Source organism: Sphingomonas ginsengisoli An et al. 2013 (assembly GCF_009363895.1).
Classification (GTDB): domain Bacteria; phylum Pseudomonadota; class Alphaproteobacteria; order Sphingomonadales; family Sphingomonadaceae; genus Sphingomicrobium; species Sphingomicrobium ginsengisoli.
The window spans coordinates 1643546-1668409 of the sequence record NZ_CP045434.1 but is presented as its reverse complement, the minus strand read 5'-3'; the positions used below and the strand labels follow the sequence as shown (position 1 = coordinate 1668409).

Below are 24864 nucleotides of genomic sequence, written 5' to 3'. Positions count from 1 at the left end.
TTGCGCTCAGATCAGATGATGAAGAAGGTTTCTGATGCGTGCTTCTCGCCGCGCTTGGCTTCACCGTAGCCGACCGACTCCCAGTCGAACTCTTCCTCATCGTCGGGGACTGATCCGGGGAACAACTTATTGATGACGCGACCAATCATGGAGTCGGCATCGACTTGGTCATCGTGGCGACCATTAGGGAACACTCGATACTCATCAAGCGCACGGTCACCAACGGCTCCCTCGGGCAGATAGATGCGAGCCTGATGCGCAAGGTTGATGTAGCTCTGTGCCTTCGCGATCTTGTTATTACCGTGCGGGGTGATGGGATGAGTGGGCACAAAGAGCCCGGTCTCACGCATGGCGTTTTCGAAGAAGCCTCGGACCGTCTTCCAGTTGTTATCGTCCTCGGGGAAGAACGCGATGGGCTTCCACTTCTGGATCATCGCCATTGCACCAACCGGCGACACCGTGGTCTTGCCCTTCGTGGTCTTCGCCCCAACGGCTTCGAACATGTCGCAGTTTTCGCGGAAGCTATCGACGAGCCACAGGTTGCGGTCGGCGCAATAACCCCACATACGGAAGACGTTGAAGTCGCCGTCCTTGGTTCCGGTCGCGTGGTCACTGGTCATGTAAAAGTTGCAGCCCTTGGGCCAACCTTCGACCGACTTGTTGCCGACTTTCTTGTAGAGTTTGAAGCGCTTAAAGAGCGTCGTATCAATGACACCTTGCTCGCGGGGTGTCGGACGCTGCTGGTGCTGGCCCGCCCAGTCCACCGGACCAAGCTGCTCCTTTTCGCCCGCGACCCGCTCGGCGTTCATAAACTCGGGGAAGAGTAGCTCGCCATCCTTGGTGCGCGGATCGACCCAACCAAGCGCAGTCGGCTCGTGCGGTTCGCCGAGTTCATACTCGTGCGGCATGCAAAGGTGAGTGTAACCGAGCTTGTTCTCGTGGCTCAGAATGTAGCCGGAGACATCTTCCTCGTGGAAGCGCTGCATAACGACAGCCGTGCGTGGCTTGCGGCGGTCATGGAAGCGTGACGGCAGTGATGCCTTGAAGGTCTGCACGGTTGCAGAGCGTTCGACATCGCTCCAACTGGCGTCGAACGAATGAGGGTCGTCGATGATGACCGTGTCACCACGCGCACCGGTCAGGCTCGTCATGGCGCGAATCTTGCGATAGCCGCCCGACGAGTTTTCGAAGTTAGTCTTCTCGTTCTGGTCGGCCTTTAGCTGGATCGGCCAGCGAGCCTGATACCAGTCAGACTTCACCAGTTCGCGCATCTGACGGCTATGCGTCTGCGACAAATCCATTGAGTATGACGCACTCAGAAAGCGATGGGTCGGTTGCCATGTCCAAACCCAAGCAGGCCAAAGCACACTTAGGATTGTGGACTTCGCGAAACCCGGAGGCATGTTGACTAACAGCTTCTCAATGCGGTCTTCACTCAAAGCTTGAAGGTGGTCGCAGATGACATCGACATGCCAGCCGTGGATGTAAGGGTCGCCCGCCACATGTTCCCATGCGTCGCGGACGAACAGCTTGAAGCTGCGCTCAAGTGCCTTGCGTTCGAGCGCTAGAAAGTCGCTCGGGCTCACTCGTTGTTTGCGTCTTCTTCAGTCTCTTGAAGGATCGCAATCATCGCCGCCTTCTTCGCCGGGTCGATGTTGCGAGTGTTGTATTCGAGGGTGTCGGTCGAACGACGCGCTTCCATCTGCCGCGCCGTGCCCAACCCATACTTGTAGGTCAGTTCGAGCAACTGGAGCATTTCCTTGACGGTCATCTCCTTGGTGTTCTTGAGCAAGCGATTGTGTAGCCGAAGCGCAGGCGGAATGTTCTTTGCCATCTTGGCATCGAACAGTTCGCCAAGGTGCGACTGAAGCATCTTGAGATCGCGCTCGACGCCCGTGACGCCGTGGGGATTGCCGCTCTGACCGGGCTTGAAACTGGTCGCGTTTCCCTGCCGCTTGATGGGCGTGACGTTGCTGGAATCCATGGCCATATTTATGCGGCCTTACCCCGACCCTGAACTCCCCAGCGATAGACCGAACCGGGCGCGCCGCCGCTCGCCGCAAGACCGATGCCGAACTTGTGCTTAGACATGGCGGTCGAGCCGATGCCGTTCACCGAGTTCTGGACATAGCGCTCGACAAGGATGGGATCAGTCGCGAACCAATCGTAGCTGAAGTAGGTGCCTGCCACGCCGTTGACCTTACCCGCGAACAAGACGCTAGGTCGGGTCTGGCCGGGGAACGGTGCACCGAAACCGAAGCTCGACACATCGCGGACGGTGCTGCGCATGTCCTGTCGCGTCGCGCCGTCATTCTTGATCCAGACCAATGAGTCCGGACCTTGGTCAGAGTGACCGCAGTAAAGCAGTTCACCACTGAAACCGGGAACATACTCAAGCTGACCAGCCCAAAACTGCCGATTGTCAGCAGTCCCTAGCGTGTCGATCAAGCCGGAAATAGTGCGCGTCCAAGTGTCGCCACCATCGGTGGTCACCCACATGCCACCGTAGCGATAGACGGGTGTCTGGCGAGTGACGGTGATCGCGCTCGTGCCGAGCGTTCCGCCGTTCGGTGCGGTGAACTGGAACCCGCCCCACTGGATAGTCGCACCCGCGCCACCAAGCTGCGTGCCGTTGTTCTGGAGCTTGATGTAAGTGTCGTATTCGGGGTGCCGCGTAAGCGTCCATGCGGTCGAGGTGCCGCCCACTACATAGACACCGTTTTGCGCAGTGCTGGTCTGAAGGCGCAGAACCACGAGGTCGCCAAGCTGCGTCTGATAGCCGTCAACGACTGGGAACGCGGTGCCGCCCGACAGCGCCAAGTTGGCGGTTGCAGCAACCGTCGCTACGGTCGGCGGCTGAACGGTATAGTAGCAGGCGAAAACGCCGGGGCGCTGCTTGTCAGCCGTCACATTGAAGCGCGGCGTGTAATAAGCGTTGTTCCAACCACTGACTGCATTCACACCGTCGAGCTTGACGGTGTTCCACGTCGCAGCGCCGTCCTTGGTGTAATAGGCGGTGCCGTTGTTGGCGGGCGTGATGATGATGTTGGTCTTGTTTGAGACCGCGACACAGCCACCGGGGCGACCGCCATTCGACTGTTCGGCCAGCACCGCAGCCGGGAACTTCGTGCTATCGAACTGTGTGAAGGTCTCGCCCGCGTCCGTGCTGTAGCCGTTGATGGTCGCACCCTGACCGACCAGCCCGACGAGATAGTTCGCGTCATCAATGGCCTGATCGACGCCGTAGCCGATGGTCACCGTGCCGACATCGCGCGGCGCTCCGCCAACAGTGGGATAGGTGAAGTTGTTCGTCCATTTGTCGAGGTTCTTGAGCTTCCAAATCGGCTTATCCCAGCAGTTGACGAACGGTGCAGAAATCGTCGCGAACGTGTTGATGCGGGTAACGATTAGCTCTTCGTTACCTTGCGACTGGTCGTGCCAAAGGATGCTCCCGCCCACGGTCGGAGTGGTGGTGTTCGAAACGCCGACGCCATCGGTGCACCAAATCTTGTTGGCGATTGTCCGGTCGAATTTGATATTCGCGAAGTAGCGACCCTTGTCGGTGTTCGAAATCCAAGCGATCTCACCGTCACCGCGCGTAGAGCTAACGTTGGTCCAAGTCGCAGCGCCGTCACGGCTGATGCACATGCCGCCGTTCTCGTTCCCGCCAATGATGAGGTTCGAGTTGTTGGGATCGATGTCGAACTGGTCGATGCCGCTAATGCCGCATGCATAGCTCGTCACTGTGGTCGTGCCCGACGCAACCTTGAACAGGTCATTAGTCGGCGGTCCACCATTGTCGCGGAACGAGGTCAGCCACACGTCGCCGTTGTTGATACGGATGCAGCTTGTCTTGAGCGGCGTCGAAGCAATCAGGCTGAACGAGCCGGTGATGCCAGTGGTGCTGCGATACAGACCCGAACCCGGCACGTGAATGTAAACATTCGTCGGGGTGGTGTGGTCGAATCGGACGAGGTAGCGACCGGGCGCACCGTTGTTGTCCATCATAATGGCGCGCGGAAGACCGCTTACACGGCTCCAACTCGTGCCACCATTTTGAGTGTAGAAAACGCCTTCCTTGGTCGTGTCTTCGGTCGAGCCGCTTGGTCCGCGATAGGTGCCGTAAACGATGATGTCCGGATTGGTCGGATGAATGTCGCTGGCGAAGCTCGCAAAGCGACGCTGCGCGCCCGTGTTGCCGTAGCCATACTTCTGGCCGAGCGAGGTGCAGACGCGGAAAGTGACGCCCTTATCGTCGCTGATAAAGCTGTAGCTCTGCCACGACAAAAAGATGCGGTTGGGGTTGCTGCGAGAGATGCGCAAAGCTGCGCAACCGCTGTCGCCCATGCTGTTGTTGTTGGGCGTGACGTAGCCGCTCGGCATACTCGTCGGCGTGATGAGAAGACGCCACTGCGAGGCAAGCGGACTGAGTTCGCGAATGTAGCACATCGCGACATCGGTGCCGTGCACGGCATAGCTGCCGTCTTGGGCTTGGTCCCAACTGGTGACGAAGCCACCAGCGCCCAACGGCATAGTGTTGATTTTGAATCCGCCGCACGGCGATCCGTCGAGGTTATGCATTACATGGTCACCGTGCCGCTGGGTTGAGTGTAGGCGAACGCCGTCGCCCCGAAGTTGACTGTGAGTTGGTTTTCGTTGCGGGTGCCGACGTGCACGAAGCATTCGGCCATGGTGCCGCCCTGCATGGTCAAGCCGGTCGAAAGGTTCGTGAAATCGGTGCCGCCGCGCCACGTGCCGTTGACACCGATCCACATCGTCGCGTTGCCGCTCGAAGGGCGACGGACGCGCACCATGACGACATCGTTGAGCACAAGTTCGGAGAAGCCCAACCCCGGCGTTGGGTAATTGTAGCCACCCTGAAACCCGTAGTTGCCGTATTGGGAGAACGAGGCAGTGACGCCAGTCGGATCGTTACCGGAAGCCGAACCGGGTGACGGAATATTCGTGGAGTTGATGCCGTAGGCTGCGGTCGCCAAACCGAGCAGCGAGTCGCAGTGATTGTCGGCGGCAAGGCCGGTAACCTTGACCTCGAAATACACGTCGGTGCTGGGTAGAACTTGGTTGAGAGAACGCACGCCCTGATAGGTGCCGTTCGATCCTGAACCGTGCATCGTGAGCCCGTCTGTGCTGACGAAAACGGTGCTCTTCTTGTCGTTCGTGTTCAGCTTCTGCGGCTGAACCTCGTAAACGTCAGTAATGTTGATCGTGACAATCTGAGGCGTTGAAACATTGCCGCCTGTATCGGTCGCAGTGACCTTAAACGTGTAGCTCTTATGCGGCCCTTCGTAATCGGGCAGCGCGTTACCAGCGAGGCGGATGATGTTGCCGTTGTAAAGTTCAACCAGCGTGGCATCGCCATAGGTGGTGTCGAGCGCCCAAGTGACCGGCTCGCTTGCCGTAAGGGTGAAGGCGACCGGGCTGTTCTCGGGGAACGAAGCGGTCGAGGCACTAGTGATCGTCGGCGCGGTAATGTCGCCATGCTTGATGATCGTCGTCCACGGCGAAGCCTTGGTCGCGGCGGCATTTTCCAAGCGCGCGCGGAAGAAGGTTTCGTTCGGGCTGACGCGCGTGCCAAGGCCGGGGAAAACCCAGTTGTTGCCGGTCGCTGTGGGATTGCTGAGAACGACGGCCTGCGAGAACAGCGTCGTCGAGAAGTCGATGACGGTTGAAGCTTCGAGCCGAAGACTGTCGCCAACGGTTGCCGTCGCCGGAACAAGAAAGACCGGTTCGGGCGGATAAGTCGCTACGCTGTCAAACGACATATCGGGCGCGTAGTAAGTGTTATCCACGGTGAGCGTGGGCGTGTTGCCCGACGTGACGGCAACCGAGATCGTCGTGGCCTTGGGTGTGTTGGTCGCGCCAGCGAGTGTTTCGGTAAGCGTTACCGTGGGCGAACCCGAGGAGTTGAACTTACCAGTGACGGTCGTGCCGGAGACGGTCAGCGTGGTGCCGTCGCTTGAAGTTGCGGTGACTGTCGAACCGGCAGTCTTGCCCGAGATGGTTGCGCTGTAGGTCGCTCCCATCGCAACGCTGGTGGGGGACAAGCTAAGGGTGGCGAGCGTCACCGCAGCGACGGCGACCGTAACGCTGATGTTGGTCGCCAGCGGAGTGTTGGTTGCACCGGCCAGCGTTTCAGTAAGCGTGACCGTTTTCGTGCCCGCGCTGGCGAAGGTTCCGCTGAGCGTCGTTCCACTGACAGTTAGGGTGGTGCCGTCGCTCGCGGTGGCGGTAATCGTCGAGCCAGATGTCTTGCCCGAGATGGTTGTCGAATAGAGCGCGCCAGCGGTGGCGCTAGTCGCCGCCAAGGTGAGCGCTGATAGCGTAGTGGTGGCAGGACTTGTGGTGGCCGAAACAAGCTCAAAGCCGGTGCCGTCCTGCTTGACCGCCAACACCTTGCCGCCGTTGCCGGGAAGCGAAAGCGCAGCGATGCTGGTCAGCAACAGGCTAAGCGACTGCTTGGCGTCTAGGGCCGTCTGGAGCCCCGTGACGGAGCTAATGGCGTGAGTGTGGCTTAGCGCCGCCTTCCCATCGAGTGCCGATTGCAGGCCGGTGACATCCGAAATCAGATGCGAGTGGTTGAGCGTCGCCTTGTTGGCGAGCGCGGTGTTGATCGAGTTGACGGCGGCGGTGAGGTCGCTCTGGTGAACGAGGTTGGCCGTGGCGGTGCCGATAGGCGCGAACAGGCCGAGAGCCTCGCCGTAGGTCAGGAGACCAGCGAGACCCTTGTCACTTCCCGTTACCTGCGAGAGAGGGCGCGAATTGAACGGGATCAACGCGACACCGTGAACGGCACGCCGTTATCGTCAGTGAAAATAGTTTTGCCGTCGCTGTCGGCGAGGAAGACCACGCTGTCGGGCAACACGGAGGAGTAGGTGCCGGTCCACCGCTTGCGCGGAACCGACTTCATGGCGCGAGTTCTAGACACACCATATTTATCGCGAGCGACCATGGAGGGCCGAATGAGCCGAGTAAGAGCGACCGGACCCTCAATCGTCCGCATTGGGGTGGAGCCCGAGCGTTACCGCGCGCTTCGCCAGTCAGAGCGTGACCAAATCCTCTACCATCTCGACCGCGTGCTAGGCGGTGAGGCAAGTGCCGTGACGGAATGGGAGCGCGCTGCACTTAAGATCGATGTTGTTCCTTGGAAGAGCAAGATGAAGTCTTAGATATTGACTAGGTTGAGCTTTGTTATACTGATGTTTATTGTTCGCTATATTGCGAGAAGTTGTTCGTCTGAGTAAGTAGGCGCTCGCCCGAAAGGACGAACGACTAAGTGACGACTTCAACTCTTGACCAGATGATCGGCGAACTTGTTCGCACAGCTATCGACGATGTCGTGGCCGTGGCGCGCGCCCAATGGGAGGACGAGTTCCTCACCATCGACGAGGTCTGCGAGTGGCTGAAGATGTCCAAGGTTTCGCTGCACGATCTGCGCAACAATCCGCGCAAAGGTTGGCCGCGTCCGGTGGGCTTCACGACCTCGCCACGGTGGCGGCGATCGGAACTCCTCGAATGGTCCGAGCGACCAGAAAACCGGATGGGCAGATGAAACACCGCATGCGCTTCACCCCGTGCCACGACCCCGACTGCGAGAGTTGCCAAGTGACCAAGATGTGGCTGCTCGAAGAGATTCGCGAGCGGCGCATCTCCGAACCCTGTGAGGCAACCCGAGGCGAGGTCTGCATCGACCCCGAGTGCATCGCTTGCGATCTCTTGCGCCAGCTTGGAGGCGAGGAATGACTATCGACTTTGACAAGGTTTGTGCGGCGATGGTGCACGGCCACGGACCAGACCGATTATGGCGGTCGGTTCGCTGGAGTGTCTATCTCGGGGAAACAGGCGGATTGTTGGTGTGCCGATTCAATCCGGCTAGCGGGTGCTTCAGTGAAATATCATTCGAACCCTTGCCCGCCGACGCGCCAAAGACTGTGCGAGGTATTGTTGAGGCGTGGAATCATTGGATTGAGGCGCGACGTTGACAACACCGTTGATGCGATAGATCGGTGCAAAATCCATAACACGGAGGTTGCACCGGTGTCGCTCAAATCACTGCTCGCATTGGCCGACGATAAGCTCGAAGAAATCTTCAACCGTAAGCCCCACGATCCTTCCAAGGACCGTAAGCGGGTGACCAAAATGATCGACCGCACCGAGCGCCAGTTCGCCAGCGTCGATCCAGTTCGGGGACGGAAAAACTTCACTGTTGCGAACAACACCGTGAAGTTCACCCCCGGCTTTGCCGTTGGGGGTAAGAGCGAGCACTACGTGCCGAGCGAGCGCTTCCCCGAGTATCTCAAGCATTTCCGCAGCGCGGTCGAGGGAGGCGAACTCGACGACGCCATTGGCGCTGGCGAAGCGGCTCCAGTGAAGCGTCGGGCTCGACGGTCGAAGGCGTCGGCCTAAATAATCACTCAACCACGAGGGCGCGCTCTGCGCGCACTGGAGACCCCCGGTATAGTTGCCGGGGGTCTTTTCTTTTGTGGTCGCACGATGCAGACCCGCAAATGACAGTAGGGGGTTTACTTGAAACTACCAATCGTTGTGTTCGCATCGGCGGCACTTGCGTTTTCGACACCCGCGCTAGCGGAGCACGACTATCTGTTCGTAGCCCTGACCGGCGATAACGCGTCGGGTATTTTCCTTGATTTGGAAACCATCCAGAAGACGCCGACGAGGAAGGATGTTTGGACGCTGATCGTCAACCTCGCGCCCGAGGCACAGCTACCTGACCATGTCTCCTACGCCATGCGCCGCTACACATACGATTGCGACGCCCGAACTACCGACATGACTTACGCCGCCCTCTTCACAAGTCGCGGCGAGTCAATTCGGCAAGGTCCGACTGCGACCGGCCCGCGTCCAATCGTTCCCTCAACCATCAGCGAAACGATGGCAAACCTGTTGTGCAAGGGCGAGGTGCCGACATTCGAGCATGTCGCGACCATTGAGGAAGCGCGGACCATGGCGCGCAAGATCGCGGGGCTCAACCGAGAGCCCAAATGAGAAGCACCTTTTTTGGGGTGAGCAACTATGCAAGGAATTCTCTTTGATACCGGAGGCGGCGTCAAAACTGAGTTCAAATCGTGGGATGAGGTTTCCGCATGGATCGCGCAAGAGCGTAAGAATTGGCTCTGGCTCTTACAGAGTAGCTATGATTTTATCAGGAACTCTGCCGTCAATAATAACGCCGTATGGGATGAATTCGAAAATCAGGTTTTGACTGCACGAGGGCAAGGAACGCCGATTGTGGCGCTTCAACCCATCGCAGCAACCTACTTACCTAACAGGCTGCTGACATCGTCCAGCGAAAACGGTTCGTTGGTGTTAGATATCTTCGAGAAGCACGGCGCTAACACAGCGGGCTTCGCATGGGCTTTTCTGCGGGGCGAAGTCGGAGGAGCACAGGCCATTCGTCCCGAGTTGGCGCTGGGTATGTTCCTCGCGATCTTTCCGGACATGCGCGGCATTCCCGAAATGCGAACTGCGCTTCAGAAGGAACGAGCAAATTTCAAGGCTGGCCTGAGCGATGCAACACGTCGCGCTGAAACGGCACAGGTCGAGCGTCAGAGAGCTTACGAGCGACTTCTCAGATTGAGCGCGAGGAAAGCAATCAGACGATATGTCGGTAAACTCGCACAGTGGCGTGCACAAAATCACAGAATGGCGCTCGCAGGCACGAAGGCTATTGATTCAATCATCTCGACCGAAGCAGCTTTTACGGAGAAGATGCGCCTAAAGGCTCCTGTTGATTACTGGCGGCGCAAGGCGGACCAACATAGCACGCGAGAGGCCAAGGCCGTCAGCCGCTTGCAGTTGTTCTTCCCGCTGGCGGTCCTTTCGATCATCGTAGGCTTTTGGATCGGCGGCAGTATCATTCTTGAGCACGCGGGCGACGCTAACAAAAACGCTCCTGTGGCGCTCTATGTCGTTGTGTCTGGTGCACTCGCTTTTTTGTCCACGATGGTCTTCTGGCTCGGGCGCATTCTGACAAAGCTCTACCTGAGCGAGCATCACTTGAGAAACGACGCGAACGAGCGCGCGATCATGACCGAGACTTACTTGTCGCTGACCAGCGAGGCGGCAGCATCCGACGAGGACCGGCAGATCATCCTCAATGCGCTGTTCCGCAATACCTCGGACGGCATCGTTAAGGAGGACGGGCCGAGTGACCTCAATCTAGCAGGGTTCATTTCCAAACTTGGCGTCAAATAGTTTTCCCATGCCACACCGGGGAGTTGAACCCTTGCTGCGAGCGTTTGTCAGAGCCAATCGAGCAAGAACCGGCTATGATTGGACGGGTCATTGAACAACGGGTGGCTTTGAAGCCAAAATGTTGCATCCTCCACCCATGCAAACACTGACCCAGCTTCTGACCTCGAACGCTTATGTGATTGCGTTCGTCAACTTCACCGCCGTGCTGGCCGGTCTGTGGTTGATATACAGAGTGATGAGGGCTCTGCTGCGATTCATTGTAGGCGCTTATCGAACCTCGATTCCGAGAGCCCTCGCGCGCGTGAGGGAAGTTCGCGTGGTGCAAGCAAAGATCGGCTCGACTGACGCTGTCTTCTTCGCGGCCCGCATAAGTCGGTCAGTGCTCTTGTCCTTTCTCTTTGCGGCCACAGCGCTGGGCTTGCTCGCGATGGCTCAGTCAACGTCGTCGGTTGAGCACAGCAGCGAGGTTGCTCGGCAAGGGCTAGCGGCGGTAGCTCTGTTCTACGCAATCGCCGCTGCCGCCTGTTTCGAGCATGCGATGAGTTTTTCACTTAGGGTGTTGGCGATCCGAGAAGCGGTTCATTCTCAACCACGAGACTAGCGTGCATTATTCGAACATTGAATTGATGATAGTGCTGAGTAGGCGCACCGTATCTTCGAGCGTTTCAACACGCTCAATGAGGCGATCATGCTGAGCCGCCAACGCAATGTAGCGCAACTCAGTTGAGGAACATGCGTCGAGGAACTCCTTGGTGCGATCCGGGGAAAAGCTCATCGGCGCACCATCCGGACAATGCGCATTACCAGCGGTTCCATCAGCAGACCGATGATGAAGACGAAGATGATGTCCTTCATGCTCGGCCCACCATGCGGTTGGCCTTACGGAGCAATAGACGGACACGGCGGAGTTCACGGTCGCAGAACAATCGTGCCGACGATGTAAGCGCCGCACGCTTCTGATCGCGCAACGATTGCACCGCCGCTTGAAGCGACTGGCGCATCTCGACAAAGCTATCATGGGCGGAGACAGTCTGGGGCTCGTCAGCTTCAACTTGGCGCACGACATCGGGATCGATCGGCGCAGCAGTGGCGTTGAGGTATGGGATAAAATGGTCATTCATAACGATATTTAGAACATCATCATCGACGCTTGTGGCATTATTCAAATGCAAGTTCGGATCATTTTGAGAGGTCTTCCCCGCTACCCACCCCCAAAAAATCGGCGACGGTTTTCGTGCAGATTGGCATAAGGGGGGAGGGGGGTCTCAGTGTCACCATGGGGTCGCCCAAGCTCCCCTCAGAGACGGTCGAAGCGCGCGGCCTGCACTGAATAGCAGACGGTGCGCACAATATGCCTGCTCCGTTGCCTGCTCGGAATCGCTGGAGAAGGCTCCGGAATGATCGCCGGGGGATTGCTTGGCCGACGTCTTAGGACAGTCAGGCTTAGGCCATTGTGTCGAATGCGTTGCAATCACAACGGTTTAGCCATTTCGGGGCATGATTGTGGGGCATAAAGCGCCCGAAATCGGCTGGTCAGAGGCTCCGGAACGCTGCCGGTATATTGCATGAGTAGCACACCTGCTCTGAGTCTTCGCGATGTTTTCCGTTTTTTTGACGTTGACGGGACACAATGTCCCCGTTAGGGGTTTGCGGCATAGGGTGACACAGTGTCCCCTAATGGAGTTGCTGCAATGACCCAGCCGAATGCTTTCACCGACCGTTACCTCGCCTCTTGCGATGCGCACGATCTGGAAATCCTCGTCGAACCGTCCACCGACTTCGACTCATCGTTCGTGGCATTCGACACCGACGAATCCGAGCTAATCCAAATCAACGGTTGGCTCTGGACCTTTGAACGCATCTGAAGCTTTGCGCGAAGTGGGGACACTGTGTCCCCACCATTGTTAGGAACTGTGTTATGGATCGTCTGTCTGTTTACGATAAGGTCACCGCTTCGATTGTGCACCAGCTCGAACAGGGCATTGCGCCTTGGGCGAAGCCGTGGGGCAAGCTTGGCGGTTCCCCATCGCTTCCCATCAATGCCAAGTCGGGTCGCTGCTACAGTGGCGTCAACGTCCTAATGCTTTGGGGCACGGCGCTCGACTCGGGTTTCCAGTCGAATGCTTGGCTCACTTTCAAGCAAGCCCAAGACCTTGGCGGCATGGTGCGCAAAGGCTCCAAGGGCACGATGATTGTTTACGCCGACCGTTTCGTTCCCGCTAAAGAGAAGGCGCGCGCGGAGCGTGACGGAGACGAAGCGCATGCCGTTCCGTTTCTCAAGTCGAGCTATGTCTTTGCACTAGAGCAGATTGACGGCTTGCCCCTAGATATCATGCCCGATGTCGAGCCCTTGCCCCAGCACGTCCAGCATGACGGCGCTCTGACTGTCATCAACGGGTCTGGCGTTGCGGTTCGCCATGGCGGAGATCGCGCCTTTTATTCGCCTTCCTCTGACTTCGTCCAAATGCCGGTGCCGCAATCGTTCAAAGACTTCAAAGACGGCATGACGCTCGACTACGTCCGCACTTGCATGCATGAACTCGTTCACTCGACCGGCCATGGTTCGCGGCTTGCGCGCCAGTTTGGCAAGCGGTTCGGTGACTCCGCTTATGCGCGCGAAGAGCTTGTGGCGGAGTTGGGCTCGGCATTCCTTTGCGCTGCACTGGGGATCGAGCCGACGCTTCGTCATGCCGATTATCTCGGTTCATGGCTCAAAGTTTTGAAAGCCGACAACAAGGCGATTTTCAGCGCCGCAAGCGCCGCTAGCAAAGCGTCTGATTGGCTCTTGAGCCGCGCCGTGGCGGTTCGCGAAGCCGCTTAATCCGGTTCCCCATGGCGGAGCCTTGCCCGTCATGGGGACACTCTGTCACTAGGAAGTTTCCCATGCAATATCTGTTTAAGACTCAACTGAAAGAGCAGAAAGCGCTTATCCGTTCCTGCATGCTCGACGGTGTCGGCATTGAAGGTTTGGACGACATGCCCGCATTTCGCTTCGTGCCGCCCGCAGAGACGGCGCGCTTTAAGGAAGGGCAATCTGCCTATGCGAAGCCTTCGCGCCGTTCCTATGCCGCGCACAAGTGCCGCAATCGCGGTTGCGCTTGCCACAAGTCAAAATGGTATCGGCATGCGCCCATGACCCTTGCGGGCGACTATCTCGTTCCGATGGCTGGGGATGATTGCGACCTAAGCGATGCGCGCAAGGCTTACCACAATGGCGAGCCGCAACCGCTTAGGGATTGGCACCTAGAGGCCGCTACAGAGCGTGCGGAGCGTTGGGCGGCGATTGATGCGGCGGAAGCCGTGGCATCGCTGGCGCGCGCTCTGGGGCGCTTTGCGGGGATGTCGGCGGATGATCGGCGCGCGGCTTTGCGCAAAGAGGAAGTGTGGGACATGCAAGCCGCTTGGGAAGCCGTCATTGCGGTTGCGGAGATCGCCAAGGCCGTTGCAGCGCTTCCAACGCCAGTCATGCCGGTCGAGCCCGTGGCGGTTGTGCGGCTCCCGAGCGTGCTGGATCGGTGGCGCGGAGCGCGCACGATTGAGGAACCCAAGCGACCGGTTAGTTCGCCAGATCGGCCAAGCATTGACGATTCAGAGCGGTCGCCCCATAGTGTCACTATGTCACCCGTCGAGTTCCGCAACATCCGCCTAAGCATCAACATGACGCAAGAGGAACTTGCGCAATGGGGCGGCGTCACCGTTCGTTCTATCAAGCGCTGGGAAGCTGGGGCGCAACCCGTGCCGCGCATCTGGGATCATGGTCTGCGGGGACTGTTGCGGAGCAAGGTCGCCGCATAGTCGCGGGTCAAATCGCTAGTAATGTCGAGCGGGGCAGGGACTGGTTCTCTGCCCCGTTTGCGTCGGGTCTTGCGCAGCCCCGTTGTTAGGTTAGCGTTAAGGCGCAACGAGGGGAGTTCGGCGTGAGCATTTACAACAGGGGGAACATCAGGGTGGATCGCGACTTCGCTCGGTTCGGGTCGAAGAGCTACGCCATCAACAAGATCAACACAGTTGATGTGCGGCGTCAGCCTCCCCGGCGAGGGTGGGGTTACGTCGCGCTGGCGTTCGCGGTGCTCCTCTTCCTCGGTAACTCTGCGCCGGGGAATCGGAACTCGACCGTGAGCATCATTGCCCTTGTGTTGTTCGTAATCAGCTTGGCAATCTTCCTCACGGCGAAGGCCAGCTATCGCCTGTTCCTAATGACATCGAGCAATGCCGTCCAAGCCTACGAGAGCAAGGATGAGGGTGAGGTCATTGAATTGCGCGACGCCATTGAGGGCGCGATGGTCGGGCGGTGATACTGCTCGCCTTCATCGCAGCCTTCTCGGCGACTGCTGAGAGCGCACCTCGATGCGACCGATATAACGGGCGGACTTTCGACGGGCGGATCATGGAGCTTCGCTTGCGGCGCAGCACTCCAACGTCGTGGAGTGCTGAGGATGTCGTGTGCGACCGCATGTTCTTCCCGGCGAGGCTCAGCAAGACGCTAGACCCTAAGCTAGCTCGCCGGATTAGTGCCGCCGTGAATAGCAAACATGGTGACGACTACATCACGCTCGATGCGCGGGTGCACATCGACCTCGATGCTGACCACTCTGGCGGCATTCTCACCGTAATGGAATTGGCCCGATGAAGCTCGGCGTCTGGTTACGCCTAGCCATTGTCCTCACTGGTTTGTGGCTAGTGATTGCTCCCGTCTGGATGTCGGCATCGGAGCGGGAGAAACAGTTCACGACCGCTTTCGACCTCTACAAAGCTTGCAGTCAAAACGCTTGGGAGCCGTATGATGCAAAGCGGATCGCGGGGTGCGAGAACGACAAGCAGATTCTCCTAAAGAGCGCCACCGACGCGCCATTATACGTGGAAGCGCTCGGGGTGTGCGCCGTGCTGGCCGTTATGGTCTGGTTACTCGGTCTAATCGCTTATGGGTTAGTGCGGTGGATTCTGCGCGGGCGCGAAGTCTAACGGCACTTATCGAGGCGCTCGCATTCATTTTGCAGTCGCTCGATTGCCAGATCACTGCGCTGCTTTTGCGTCAGCGTTCCCGGCGGATCGTCAGTCGATGCGCGCAGCGCATAAGAGTCGCAATCGCCCCAATGCCCTTGCTCACATTGCGCGAACGCCGCCCGATACCGCTCAGACTCGCGAATGTCGGGGGGCTTCCGATTCAAGTCTAGCAAGAGCAACAAGCCACAGGCGGCGAAAATGGCCACGAGCCCGATTTCTCGTCGGTCGAGCTTCACGGCTGTCCCTCGTAGTCGATCCGCGAAAGCCATTCGCTCAGCTTTGGCGCAACTTTATGCTCCGGCCCCAGATTGTGGCACCAAATGTCGCGGCGACCACCGGCAGCGCATATCCAAACGCAACCGTCCTCGTCCGGACCCTCGATGTCGAAGAGCGCTTCTTGTTCGAGATCGTCCTCGGGTTCGGGCACGGTCTTTCTCCAGCTAGATGATGGCTTCCCACGTGCTGACCGACTTTGACAAGCACTGATGCCAGTCATGGTCGGCTACGCCTTTCCCGTAATCCACTTTAACCACCACAAAAGCGGTGGATAACCTACTGGACGGCGCTCGGGGGTCGGCTATCACTGATGGGGCCGGTCGAGATCGTGGTCTCTCAACGAAGCGGAAGGTTGGAACCACTTCGTTCCAACGGCCTCGACCGGCGACCCCTCTTGTGGCGAGCAATCGCCACTTGAGCAATAGGCCGTGTAACATGGCCTTGGCAGGGGCAAGGTGGGGCGGCGGTCGCGAGGCTGTCGCCCCATTTTGCTAGCTCCGCAACCTTGCTTCTCCGCAGCCTGAAATTGCCACGAGCGGCATTGCCGCAAATGAGGTTGTCGGGCAGGTTGCATTGATGGCTATGCGATTGACTTCCACTGCAATCATCAGCGCAAGCGGGCTTACAGTGGCTCTACTGGTAAGTTCCTGCTCGGCAAAGCCGAAGCTACCCGCTGACTTGGCACGCTCTTGCTATGCCGTTCGGCTCCCGAATGGAGACTCAGTTGAGTCCACCATTCACGCCAATGTCGGCGACATACTTGAATCCACGCTCAGCAACGAAAAAGCGAAATCGGAAGTCGAGAAAACGGGTAACGATACTATCTTCCGTGCGGAAGTAGTAGATGATCTTACCAAGGCTACGCACAGCTTCGCATTGCAGTTTGCTCCAGCGGGCGACGCTCCCGGTTTCGTGGGAGGCGGCGCGCTCAATTCACATTGCGGACCTGAGAAAGCGCTCGTCGTTAGGGGCGTCATGGACGGAAACGAGCTTAACGCGCTTCAACTCTCGGCCCTTGTGGGCACCTTAGTTTCGGCGAGTAAATGGCGCACCGAGGCGCAATCCCTTTCTGAGAAAGAAACAGTATCACCCAAGCAGGATGAGGCACCCGCACCAGCCCCCGTTCCAGAGCTAGCGACCGAGGCAAGTTCGACCCCGGTCAAAGAGGCAAGCGACCATCCCACCTGCTTGAGGAAATGGATTTATTCGCCCAACAACTTTGACACGAGTGTGGGGATTGGCCTCGAACTTAATCAGAACGGTAAGTTCGTCGCACAGTTCAGCGATTACGACCGCCAAAACGGTGAGTGGTCTGTGAACGGAAGAGTTTCAGACGGAGACAAAATCATCCTCGATGACTTTGGCACCATACATGATTGCCAAGCGACATCTGCTACGCTCGATTTGCAGGATGGCCGCACCTTTAAGCTCAAGCCTTTAGTCGGAGACGCGTCATCCTACTGGCAGAAGCACGGCTGGACGCCAGAGTAAGCATTCTTCATGCAAAGAGACGTTGGCGCTCAGCTATCGCTGATCGCATTCGCAGAGCCATCTGCTCACTGGCGCTCGCATCTGTCTCGCTCATTTGAGCTTCGCTCGAAACTCAATCCGTTTCATCTTTCGAGAACATAGCTTTATATTCCCCCTGTGAATGACACAGCAATATTGCATCAATCACAAGGGGAACATTGTTCTTCATCTTTCGGAGTTTCTAACCTTCTGTCACTGCCGCGTCCTCTGTGGAGGAGGGTCGCTTGGTCTGCGCTTCAACCCTAATCGCGTCTATATTCCGGCTATCCCAACTCGTTTGCTTCGAGGGTCTGTGACTGGTGTCGTGTCTCGAAGGTGCGGAAGGAAATTGTGGCCCTAACGGTGTCCACGGGAGCCAATGACAGAAAGTCTCCTAGTGGGTGCATGATCGCGCGGAAGTCTCACCGCGTCATGCTCAAGTAGCTGTGCCTGCCCCGTTGGGCTTCAAGTCCGGTTTGGCTTCACATGTCCAAGGGTCGGAGCGGGCTTAATCGCTTATCCAACAGAGTGTCTGTTGGGCCTTGGGAGGTCCGGTGCGAGCTTCCGTCTCGACTGCTATCCCGTCTTCTTCCGGGGTAAGCTTGGTAGCGCGTTGAAGTGGCAACTGCTGTTCGTTGCCCGCGCGGAAGAACATGGCTCCAGCGAATATGTTCAACCATACTACGGCAGCGGTTGGGGCTGCATTATTTAACTGGCCATGGTGACCGGCAAGAGACCGATGATCACGCCGGTCACGATAACGCCAACCGTCACGCCGGTCGGCCCCGACGCCGAGGCTGGTAATGCTTCTTGGGATTGTCGGTCCAACTGCCCCGGTAGATGACGTTATCGACATGGTGGCGCTTGATGCCGAGGGTAGACGCAATCGCCTTGGGGTTCAGGCCGCGCCGCCGCAGTTCGAGGATGTCGTTGGCGGTGGCGATGCTCATCACCGTGCGGCTCGTCTTGCGCGCATTCTCCAACCGGGTGACGAAGTGGCAGTTGCTCGGTTCGTAATCGCCGTCGTTGTCGATGCGGTCGATCTGGAGTTCCGGCGTCCACCCATTGGCGAGCGCCCAATCATAGAAGGCTTCCTTGTCGTCACGCCATTCCTGACAGACCGTGATGCCGCGCTCGCCGTAGCGGGAGTAGCCTTCGGAACCTTCGACGTAGCAGCGCTTGAGCATGTTGCGCCGCGCCATGAGAAGGGTTTCGCGCTCAGCCGGGGATGCCCCGGTTGGCCGACGCTTCAAGCAACCGCACGACTTCCGCTTGTGGAGCGCCGAGGCGGTGGCCAAGGTGGTCGAACCGCAATCGCAAAGGCAGAGCCAGTTCGGTCGGCCTTGCTTGTCCCGCGATGGTAGTTGAACAACAGCAACCAGTTTGCCGTAACGCTTGCCCGTCAAATCTTTAGTGCGAGCAGCAGTAATTCTAGTGTAGTATGTCATAGTGCGCGAACCTCCATTTTAAGTCGCGCATCTATTTAGTCTGGCAGTAATGATGGCCGGTCAGGCTATAAATAAGAGTGCCGAGGGTTCCTCCATCTCCCTCGCTTCAATCTCCCAAGTGATTGAACAGGTGGGGCGGTTTGAAGGTCATTCGCCGCCCCACCACCACCTTTGCTACGCAGCGATGTCGAGCATCAGACCTTGAGCGTGAGCAATGCGCGCGCACGCGATCTTGAAGTATTCAGGGTCGCGCTCGATCCCGACGAAATCAAAGCCTTCTTGGAGCGCAGCGATACCGGTCGAGCCACTGCCCATGAACGGATCGAGGACCACGCCACCCTGCGGCGTCACCAGACGGCAAAGGTAAGCCATGAGCGCCACGGGCTTAACGGTCGGATGGACGTTCGCCCGAGGCGCGTTCATCGCGCGGCCCTTCGTCGGCTTGCCCGACATCCCGCCACCGGTCTGCAAGAACACGGAGTCGCGCTTGGCCAGATGTCCAAGCCCCTCGTCGCGCTCCCGGTTCGAGGGCTTGGCGCAATAGAAGTAGTTCGCCCACGGCTCGTCGAGACCGTCGTGGATCGTGTTGGCGGGCCAGCGACCCTCGGCGGTGCGGCTAGCCTCGATGTTCAGACCACCGACGCCGTGCTTCATCACATTAGCGGTGCAGCTTCCCCGGAACGACTTGCGCGCCATCACGATGGGCTCGTGGCTCGGCTTCAACGCCGTCCCCCAACCAGCAGATTGCTGAGCTTCCGACGTGGTGAGTTCGAGGTAATGCTGCTCGCGCTCGTGCCGGTCACCAGTCGTGCCCCGGAACATGTTACCAGCTTGGGCATAGCCGGGAGTGCCAGCCAACGGCGTCGGCTCGTAGTTGTCGCCCATGGCGGCACGGCGCTGGTTGATAGGACCAGCACCACCAGTGGTGAGCTTCGCCTCGATGGCCTTGCCAAGGTCGTGGTTCTTCGGGAACCCGGACGCATACAACCACATCAACTGGTCGCGGATTTCGAAGTCGGCGTCCTCAACCTGCACCGCGAGGCGATGGTAGGTCCGCGATCCACCGAAGGCCAACAGGTGGGCACCCGGCAACAGCGTGTCGCGCACCAGCGACCACAGCGCCGCTTGCGGCACATCGTAGTCCCAGTTCTTGCCCATGAGGGCGAGGCCATAGGGCGGATCAGTCACGCAAGCGTGGATGTCGGAGAGGTGGGGGAGAATGTCGGTGCTGTCGCCGCAGTAGAGAGTGGCGCGCCCGACGCGGACGAAGTTATTAGGGCTTTCCTGCACGCGATATTTAGTGAGGTCGGTAAGCTTGAGCATGGGCGATCCTCTCGAACACCCAGACCAAATCTCATCGACTCGCGATTTCGCCGATACTACTTTGTTGTTTCGTCAATCATCCTAGAGGGTTAGCTGTCTCACGATGCTTGATGTGCTTGGACTGCTGAAATACCTACGACGGTGTGGTTACAAGTGGTCACGGGCGACGCTTTATCGCCGCATTGCTGACGACAAGTTCCCCAAACCGGTGGAGTTTCGATGGCCGCGCGCTTACTGGAAACAGGAAGCAGTGGACCTTTGGATAACGAACGACATGATCCGCTATCTGTCGGTCGGTAACCCGCCTTTTGAATGACGCATCGGGGCTGGCTCTACTAAATAAGTGATAGGCGCAGGCAGACTCCTGAATGCTGGCATTGCGCGCGGCGGCTCCGTCAGGCGGATAAGACCCCACACAACGAGGGCACCGGGTTTTCATGTTCCCGGTGCCCTCACTCGTTTCAGGCTGCGAGCTTCAACTGGTCGAGCGCCTTGGCCTTCACTGCATCCAAGTATGCATTCCAAGCCGCGCCCGCTTTCTTGCGCGCGCCATACATCCACAGTGGATCGAGCGCGACGGCACTATAGTGCTTGTCCTTCGTCGAGCCGGGGCGATGGTTGAGCATCGCTTTCTGCACATGGTCCGGGAAGAGCGGATCGTCGTCCGCGTCGAGTTGGTTTTCGAACCAAGTGGTCGCCGTGTCCCGGAAGTTGTGCGGCGTCCAAAAGTCGAGGTTGCGCGTCTTGTCGGCAAAGTGCTCCACATTGAAGGTTCCGTTGAACCCATCGGCGCGCGCAATCTCCTCCATCATGGGGCGCAACTCCTCGTCCACAAAGCCCGCCTTGCGGCGAAGGTGCCCCGGCCAGATGTTGCCCGCGCCTTCTGTGTCCCCGAGCAGCGCCTTCATGGAGTCAGTGAGTGGCACCATCAGCGCCGTAAAGTTCTTCGTCTTGGGTAGGAGTAGCCCGCGCTCTCCGACATTTTCCTTCTTGGCGTCGAGGATGTTGCCGATGCGGCAGACCGAGCGGAGCAGGAACTCGATGGCGTTCGCCCGTGGACCAGCAAGCCGGTCGAGCGCTTGGAACAGCCAGATTAGTTCTTGCTCGTTGAGCGGACGCGGCGGACGGCGCGTCAGCGAAACATCGATCTTCTTCTTGAGGCCCGTCATGGGCGAGACTTCGATGTAGCCTTGACCCGCCACCCAGTTGAAGAACCGGGCGAGCACCTTGTGCAGGTTGTTGGCCGACGTTCCGGTCTCGCCGCGCGCCTTGGCCGCTTTGAGTTCAAGGTCGAGCAGCGCCACGCAATCCCGCTTGGCAATGCTGGTCACCGGGCGCGCGCCCCACTGGGGCTCGATGCTGCGCCAGTAGTGAGTCCACTTCTCCTTGCTCGAAACCTTATGCTTCCCCTCGGTCTCCATGTAGTCGAGGAACTTCTCCGCGACCGAGTTGGGGCATGGGCCGGTTTGTGCCCCAACCACTGCCTTGGCGGTCGCCAGATGCTCGGCACCGCCGTTGTCGCGAGCGTCGGCGTCGATGGCGAGCGCCTTGCGCTTCGCCTCGCTAAGCGTCCACTCACTGACCGGGCCAATGATTTTGCGCACCGACTTGCGGTCGATCACGGTGCGGCAAACATACTTCGAGCGCGCCTTGCCCGAGCGGTCGGCGGTGGCTTCCACGCGCACCCACAGAGGGGAACCGGGCTCGACCGCCTTCTCGTAGCGCTTGCCAGTCACTTCCATATCCGCGATACGCGCGGCGCTCAGCTTCACAGGCGAGTTCTTTGACATCCTCTGTTCCCTTCGTTCGCGGACATTCGTCCAAGTTCGCCCGCGTTCGGAGCTTTTCTGCCCCAACTTTATGCCCCAACTGCCTTATAGATCGGCAACATGGGGCACGGGAAACGGAAAGAAACAGGGGATTTCAGCGACTTAATGTGGCGAGTGCGGGTGTAGCTCAATGGTAGAGCAGAAGCCTTCCAAGCTTACGACGAGGGTTCGATTCCCTTCACCCGCTCCAGCCGATCAGTGACCTGCCGGGGGCAGGTCACAGGCTGGAGCGCAGCTCGGCTTGCCGAGCCGGCGTAGCGCGGGCCTAGCGCCACCGCATCCCCACCCACACCGTCCGCGGTGTCGCTCGCTCACGCACCCCGTCACCGCTGATCCCCGCCAGCACGGTCTCGTTGAGCAGGTTCTCCGCGCGCGCGGTCAGCGTGACGTGTCGCCCTACCGGCAAGCCGCCGCTCACCCCCAGCACCGTGGCGCCTTTCAGCCGCTCGGTGTTGAGGTCGTCCTCATATTGTGCCCCGGTCCGGGTGAGGGTGAGCGCGGCGAAGCGGTCGCGGTCGCTCCAGCCCAGGCTTGCATTGGCCGCCACCTGCGGGGTCTGGGCCGGTCGCAGCCCGCCCAGCACCGCGTCGACCACCCGGGCGTCGGTCAGGCTGGCCGACAGCCGCGCCCGCCATGGGCCGGCCTGCCAGCCGCCGGCCAGCTCGACCCCGCGGCTGCGGATCGCGGGCAAATTCTGCCGCTGGCGATAGGCCCCGCCCGCCGCGATGAAGCCGACCTGGGGGAAGGTGCCGGGTCCGTTCGCCAGCGTGACGTTTGCAATGGGGTCGAGCAGGCGGTTGGCGAACAGCGTCGCGCTCGCCGACCAGCCGCGCTGTGACCAAGCCAGCGCCGCCTCGGCGCCGCGGAGAAGCTCGGGCTTGAGCGCGGCGTTGGCGGCGGTGGCGTCGCTGCCGGCGCGGAACGGGCGGAACAGCTCGTTGAGGGTCGGCAGGCGCCAGCCGAGGTAGGCGGCGCTGCTTAGCGTCCAGCCCCGGCCGAGCGCCAGCGCGCCCGCGGCCCGTGCGGTCGGGCGCCAGCCATGGCGACCGGCTAACCGCAGATCCTGGCTGAGCAGCCCGGTGGCGAGCAGCCGCTCCTGGTAGAAGCCGCCGTCGATCCACCAGCGATCGACCCGGCCCGCGAGGCTGAGGTCGAGCGCGCCAAACGTGGTGCTCGCCTCGCCGAACAGGCCGGCGGTGCCGCTGCGGCCGCCCGAGCGGCGATCGCGCGTCGGGGTCAGCGCGGCAGTATAGCTGCCATATTCGCGCGACTGGCCGGCCATCAGCCGCAAGTCGCTGCCGACGCGCAGTTCTACCCCAGACAGCAAGCGCGGGCGAAGCTCGGCGCTGCCACCATAAGAATGCGACGGCACCGAATATTGGAGCGCTGCGGGGGTGGCGACGGTGCGGCCTGCGCTAACCGCCGCCGAACCGTTCTCGAAACCGCGCCACTGGCCATAGCCAACCAATACGAAGGGCAGCGCCCCGCGCCCAACTAGCCGCAGTGAAGCATCGGCGCCGCGCGAGAGGTTGGCGCTAAAGTCGACCCCGCGGTCGCGCCGATCGGTAAAGCCCGACAGGTTGGCCTGCAGTTCCGCCCCGCCGACAGGCACGAGATAGCGGAGCCGCCCGGCGGCGTTGCGATAGGGGGCAGCGCGGTCGGCCGGACCTCGGTCGGCGGCGACTACGGGCGTGAATCCATCGCCGCGCGCGCCGCTGGCCGACAGGACGAGCCGCCCGCCGCCCACTGCCGCTCCGGCGCCCACCGAGCCTTGCAGCGATCCGCGACTTCCGCCTTCGAGCTCGGCCCGGACGCCCTCGTCGGCGCGGCTGGTGAGGTCGATCACGCCCGCCAGCGCGCCCGGCCCGGCGGTGACGCCGCCGCCGCCGCGGGTGATCCGCACTTCGGCCAGCCCGGCGGGGTCGAAAGCCGGCCACGGCGCCCAGCCGCCGAACGGATCGGTCTGTGGCACGCCGTCGAGGATCAGCAGCGTCCGGCTGGCCGCATTGCCGCCGAGCGCGCGCAGGGTGATTCCCTGGCTGGTCGGATTGGCCGACCGCGAGTCCGAGCGACGGAACAGCTGCACTCCGGCTTCGGCGGTGAGCAGCTGGTCGAGACCGCTGACCGGGGTCTGCGCCAGTTCGGCCGGGCCGATCACCGTCGGCCGCAGTAGCCGTTCGCCACGACTGGCGGCGAGCGAGCGGCCGGTCACGACGATCTCGGGCGGGGCGGGGGCGGGCGCCTCGACGGCAGCTTGCAACATCGGCGCGCTCTAGGCCGGAACGCTTGACGCGCCCAGCGATTGAATCGGGAGAGCAACGTTTACGAGCAGGAGCCGTCCATGGCCGCACGCCCCGCCTGGCGCGGACAGATCAAGCTGGCGCTGGTCTCGATCCCGGTCGAAATCTACTCGGCGACCAAGTCGGGTGCGGCGATCGCCTTCCACCAGATTCACGAGCCGAGCGGCAAGCGGATCAAATATGAGAAGGTTGTGCCCGGCATCGGCCCGGTCAGCACCGACGACATCGTCAAGGGCTACGAGGTCTCCAAGGGCGAATATGTCCTGCTCGAGCCCGAGGAGATCGAGAGCGTCAAGCTCGAAAGTCGCAAGACGCTCGACCTCGTCCAGTTCGTCGATGTTGGCGACGTCGACGCCATCTATTACGATAAGCCCTATTTCGTGGTCCCGGCCGACGACCTCGCCGAGGAAGCGTACATCGTTGTCCGCGACGCGCTTCGAGCCGCGCGCAAGATCGGCATCGGCCAGCTCGCCATGCGCGGGCAGGAATATGTGGTGGCGCTGAAGCCGTGCGGACGCGGGATGCTGCTGGAAACGCTGCGCTACGCCGACGAGGTCAACAAGGCGGCAAGCTACTTCCGCGAGATCGAGGATGCCAAGCCCGATCCCGACCTGCTCGACTTAGCGGCGACGCTGATCGAGAAGAAGAGCGGCGACTTCGACCCGCAGGAATTCCACAACCGTTATGTCGATGCGCTGAAGGGCCTCATCGAGCAGAAGCGCAAGAGCAAGGGCGAGCTGGTCATCCAGGACCCCGAGGACGGCAAGGCACCCAAGAGCAATGTCATCGACCTGATGGCGGCGCTGAAGAAGAGCCTCGGCGACGACGCTAGGAACGACAATGCCGCGCCGGTGCGGAAACCGGCGGCGAAGAAGCCGCCAGCGAAGAAGGCCGCGCCAACGCCGAAAAAAGCAGCGGCCGGCGGGCGGAAGCGCTAGCCAG

The 24864-nt window shown here is 60.0% G+C and carries 28 protein-coding genes and 1 tRNA gene; 16 read left to right on the top strand and 13 right to left on the bottom strand.

The features are described 5' to 3' along the window. Positions 1-11: 11 nt before the first annotated feature. The 5 genes from GCU42_RS08055 to GCU42_RS15045 are packed head-to-tail and all read right to left on the bottom strand — an operon-like array spanning position 12 to position 6928. Positions 12-1586, bottom strand: a complete 1575-nt coding sequence (locus tag GCU42_RS08055; RefSeq protein WP_152569512.1) for a hypothetical protein — start codon at positions 1584-1586, stop codon at positions 12-14. Further along, positions 1583-1990 carry a hypothetical protein gene (locus tag GCU42_RS08050; protein ID WP_114227033.1) on the bottom strand — a complete coding sequence of 136 codons (408 nt, stop codon included), beginning with the start codon at positions 1988-1990 and terminating at the stop codon, positions 1583-1585. The genes GCU42_RS08055 and GCU42_RS08050 overlap by 4 nt, the downstream gene beginning before the upstream one ends. Positions 1991-1992: 2 nt before the next feature. Beyond that, the gene (locus tag GCU42_RS08045) at positions 1993-4581 is read right to left on the bottom strand and encodes a hypothetical protein (RefSeq protein ID WP_114227032.1); all 2589 of its coding nucleotides are present in this window, start codon (positions 4579-4581) and stop codon (positions 1993-1995) included. Next, a complete protein-coding gene (locus GCU42_RS08040) occupies positions 4581-6794 on the bottom strand; it encodes a hypothetical protein (RefSeq protein WP_114227031.1) in 2214 nt (737 codons plus the stop codon). Before GCU42_RS08040 ends, GCU42_RS08045 begins: the two co-directional genes overlap by 1 nt. Beyond that, positions 6791-6928 (bottom strand): hypothetical protein, encoded by a 138-nt coding sequence (locus GCU42_RS15045; RefSeq protein ID WP_162789177.1) that lies wholly within the window; start codon positions 6926-6928, stop codon positions 6791-6793. Before GCU42_RS15045 ends, GCU42_RS08040 begins: the two co-directional genes overlap by 4 nt. Positions 6929-7294: 366 nt before the next feature. On the opposite strand from GCU42_RS15045, the gene GCU42_RS08035 reads away from it, so the two are divergent. The 6 genes from GCU42_RS08035 to GCU42_RS08015 all read left to right on the top strand — a co-directional run bounded on the left by GCU42_RS08035 (position 7295) and on the right by GCU42_RS08015 (position 10834). Then, positions 7295-7570 (top strand): helix-turn-helix transcriptional regulator, encoded by a 276-nt coding sequence (locus GCU42_RS08035; RefSeq protein WP_152569511.1) that lies wholly within the window; start codon positions 7295-7297, stop codon positions 7568-7570. 53 nt (positions 7571-7623) lie between these two features. Continuing rightward, complete coding sequence (locus GCU42_RS15040) at positions 7624-7761, top strand: hypothetical protein (protein ID WP_162789176.1); 138 nt, start codon at positions 7624-7626, stop codon at positions 7759-7761. A gap of 294 nt (positions 7762-8055) precedes the next feature. Then, positions 8056-8424: a hypothetical protein gene (locus GCU42_RS08030; RefSeq protein ID WP_114227028.1), complete on the top strand. Its 369-nt coding sequence runs from the start codon at positions 8056-8058 to the stop codon at positions 8422-8424. A 120-nt stretch (positions 8425-8544) separates the two neighbouring features. Beyond that, entirely contained in the window at positions 8545-9024 is a 480-nt protein-coding gene (locus tag GCU42_RS08025; RefSeq protein ID WP_152569510.1) for a surface-adhesin E family protein, read from the top strand. Between the two features lie 27 nt (positions 9025-9051). Continuing rightward, the gene (locus tag GCU42_RS08020; RefSeq protein ID WP_152569509.1) at positions 9052-10233 is read left to right on the top strand and encodes a DUF6161 domain-containing protein; all 1182 of its coding nucleotides are present in this window, start codon (positions 9052-9054) and stop codon (positions 10231-10233) included. Positions 10234-10369: 136 nt separating this feature from the next. Further along, positions 10370-10834 (top strand): hypothetical protein, encoded by a 465-nt coding sequence (locus GCU42_RS08015; RefSeq protein ID WP_114227025.1) that lies wholly within the window; start codon positions 10370-10372, stop codon positions 10832-10834. A 6-nt stretch (positions 10835-10840) separates the two neighbouring features. Here GCU42_RS08015 and GCU42_RS15035 read toward each other — a convergent pair whose 3' ends face one another. Then, the gene (locus tag GCU42_RS15035) at positions 10841-11008 is read right to left on the bottom strand and encodes a hypothetical protein (RefSeq protein WP_162789175.1); all 168 of its coding nucleotides are present in this window, start codon (positions 11006-11008) and stop codon (positions 10841-10843) included. A 76-nt stretch (positions 11009-11084) separates the two neighbouring features. Then, on the bottom strand, positions 11085-11405 hold the full coding sequence (locus tag GCU42_RS08010; RefSeq protein WP_152569508.1) for a hypothetical protein: 321 nt from the start codon (positions 11403-11405) through the stop codon (positions 11085-11087). Between the two features lie 519 nt (positions 11406-11924). Between GCU42_RS08010 and GCU42_RS15030 the strand changes: the two genes are divergently transcribed. From GCU42_RS15030 to GCU42_RS07985, 6 genes are all read left to right on the top strand, one after another. Continuing rightward, on the top strand, positions 11925-12098 hold the full coding sequence (locus GCU42_RS15030) for a hypothetical protein (RefSeq protein WP_162789174.1): 174 nt from the start codon (positions 11925-11927) through the stop codon (positions 12096-12098). 53 nt (positions 12099-12151) lie between these two features. Next, positions 12152-13054 carry an ArdC family protein gene (locus tag GCU42_RS08005; protein WP_114227024.1) on the top strand — a complete coding sequence of 301 codons (903 nt, stop codon included), beginning with the start codon at positions 12152-12154 and terminating at the stop codon, positions 13052-13054. A gap of 62 nt (positions 13055-13116) precedes the next feature. After that, positions 13117-14028, top strand: coding sequence for a helix-turn-helix domain-containing protein (locus GCU42_RS08000; protein WP_152569507.1), 912 nt, complete (start codon positions 13117-13119; stop codon positions 14026-14028). Positions 14029-14150: 122 nt separating this feature from the next. After that, a complete protein-coding gene (locus GCU42_RS07995; RefSeq protein ID WP_114227022.1) occupies positions 14151-14528 on the top strand; it encodes a DUF6232 family protein in 378 nt (125 codons plus the stop codon). After that, positions 14525-14863 carry a hypothetical protein gene (locus GCU42_RS07990; RefSeq protein WP_114227021.1) on the top strand — a complete coding sequence of 113 codons (339 nt, stop codon included), beginning with the start codon at positions 14525-14527 and terminating at the stop codon, positions 14861-14863. The genes GCU42_RS07995 and GCU42_RS07990 overlap by 4 nt, the downstream gene beginning before the upstream one ends. Beyond that, the gene (locus GCU42_RS07985) at positions 14860-15195 is read left to right on the top strand and encodes a hypothetical protein (protein ID WP_114227020.1); all 336 of its coding nucleotides are present in this window, start codon (positions 14860-14862) and stop codon (positions 15193-15195) included. The genes GCU42_RS07990 and GCU42_RS07985 overlap by 4 nt, the downstream gene beginning before the upstream one ends. Here the strand turns inward: GCU42_RS07985 and GCU42_RS07980 are convergent. Continuing rightward, positions 15192-15473: a hypothetical protein gene (locus GCU42_RS07980; RefSeq protein WP_152569506.1), complete on the bottom strand. Its 282-nt coding sequence runs from the start codon at positions 15471-15473 to the stop codon at positions 15192-15194. The genes GCU42_RS07985 and GCU42_RS07980 overlap by 4 nt on opposite strands. After that, positions 15470-15664 carry a hypothetical protein gene (locus tag GCU42_RS07975; RefSeq protein ID WP_152569505.1) on the bottom strand — a complete coding sequence of 65 codons (195 nt, stop codon included), beginning with the start codon at positions 15662-15664 and terminating at the stop codon, positions 15470-15472. Before GCU42_RS07975 ends, GCU42_RS07980 begins: the two co-directional genes overlap by 4 nt. Before the next feature lie 425 nt (positions 15665-16089). Here GCU42_RS07975 and GCU42_RS07970 point away from each other — a divergent pair, with 425 nt between their 5' ends. Further along, positions 16090-17004 (top strand): hypothetical protein, encoded by a 915-nt coding sequence (locus GCU42_RS07970; RefSeq protein WP_152569504.1) that lies wholly within the window; start codon positions 16090-16092, stop codon positions 17002-17004. Between the two features lie 788 nt (positions 17005-17792). Here the strand turns inward: GCU42_RS07970 and GCU42_RS07965 are convergent. Beyond that, positions 17793-18470, bottom strand: a complete 678-nt coding sequence (locus GCU42_RS07965) for a hypothetical protein (protein WP_152569503.1) — start codon at positions 18468-18470, stop codon at positions 17793-17795. Between the two features lie 174 nt (positions 18471-18644). Then, positions 18645-19793, bottom strand: coding sequence for a DNA-methyltransferase (locus tag GCU42_RS07960; RefSeq protein ID WP_114227018.1), 1149 nt, complete (start codon positions 19791-19793; stop codon positions 18645-18647). 103 nt (positions 19794-19896) lie between these two features. Between GCU42_RS07960 and GCU42_RS07955 the strand changes: the two genes are divergently transcribed. After that, positions 19897-20109, top strand: coding sequence for a helix-turn-helix transcriptional regulator (locus GCU42_RS07955; RefSeq protein ID WP_152569502.1), 213 nt, complete (start codon positions 19897-19899; stop codon positions 20107-20109). 145 nt (positions 20110-20254) lie between these two features. Here the strand turns inward: GCU42_RS07955 and GCU42_RS07950 are convergent, their stop codons facing one another. Continuing rightward, positions 20255-21565, bottom strand: coding sequence for a tyrosine-type recombinase/integrase (locus GCU42_RS07950; RefSeq protein ID WP_114227017.1), 1311 nt, complete (start codon positions 21563-21565; stop codon positions 20255-20257). A gap of 173 nt (positions 21566-21738) precedes the next feature. Between GCU42_RS07950 and GCU42_RS07945 the strand changes: the two genes are divergently transcribed. Next, positions 21739-21812 (top strand) — tRNA-Gly (locus tag GCU42_RS07945). A gap of 75 nt (positions 21813-21887) precedes the next feature. Here GCU42_RS07945 and GCU42_RS07940 read toward each other — a convergent pair. Then, entirely contained in the window at positions 21888-23885 is a 1998-nt protein-coding gene (locus tag GCU42_RS07940) for a TonB-dependent receptor (RefSeq protein WP_114227016.1), read from the bottom strand. A 78-nt stretch (positions 23886-23963) separates the two neighbouring features. Between GCU42_RS07940 and ku the strand changes: the two genes are divergently transcribed. Continuing rightward, positions 23964-24860, top strand: coding sequence for a non-homologous end joining protein Ku (gene ku / locus GCU42_RS07935; protein ID WP_114227015.1), 897 nt, complete (start codon positions 23964-23966; stop codon positions 24858-24860). The last annotated feature ends 4 nt before the right edge of the window (positions 24861-24864 follow it).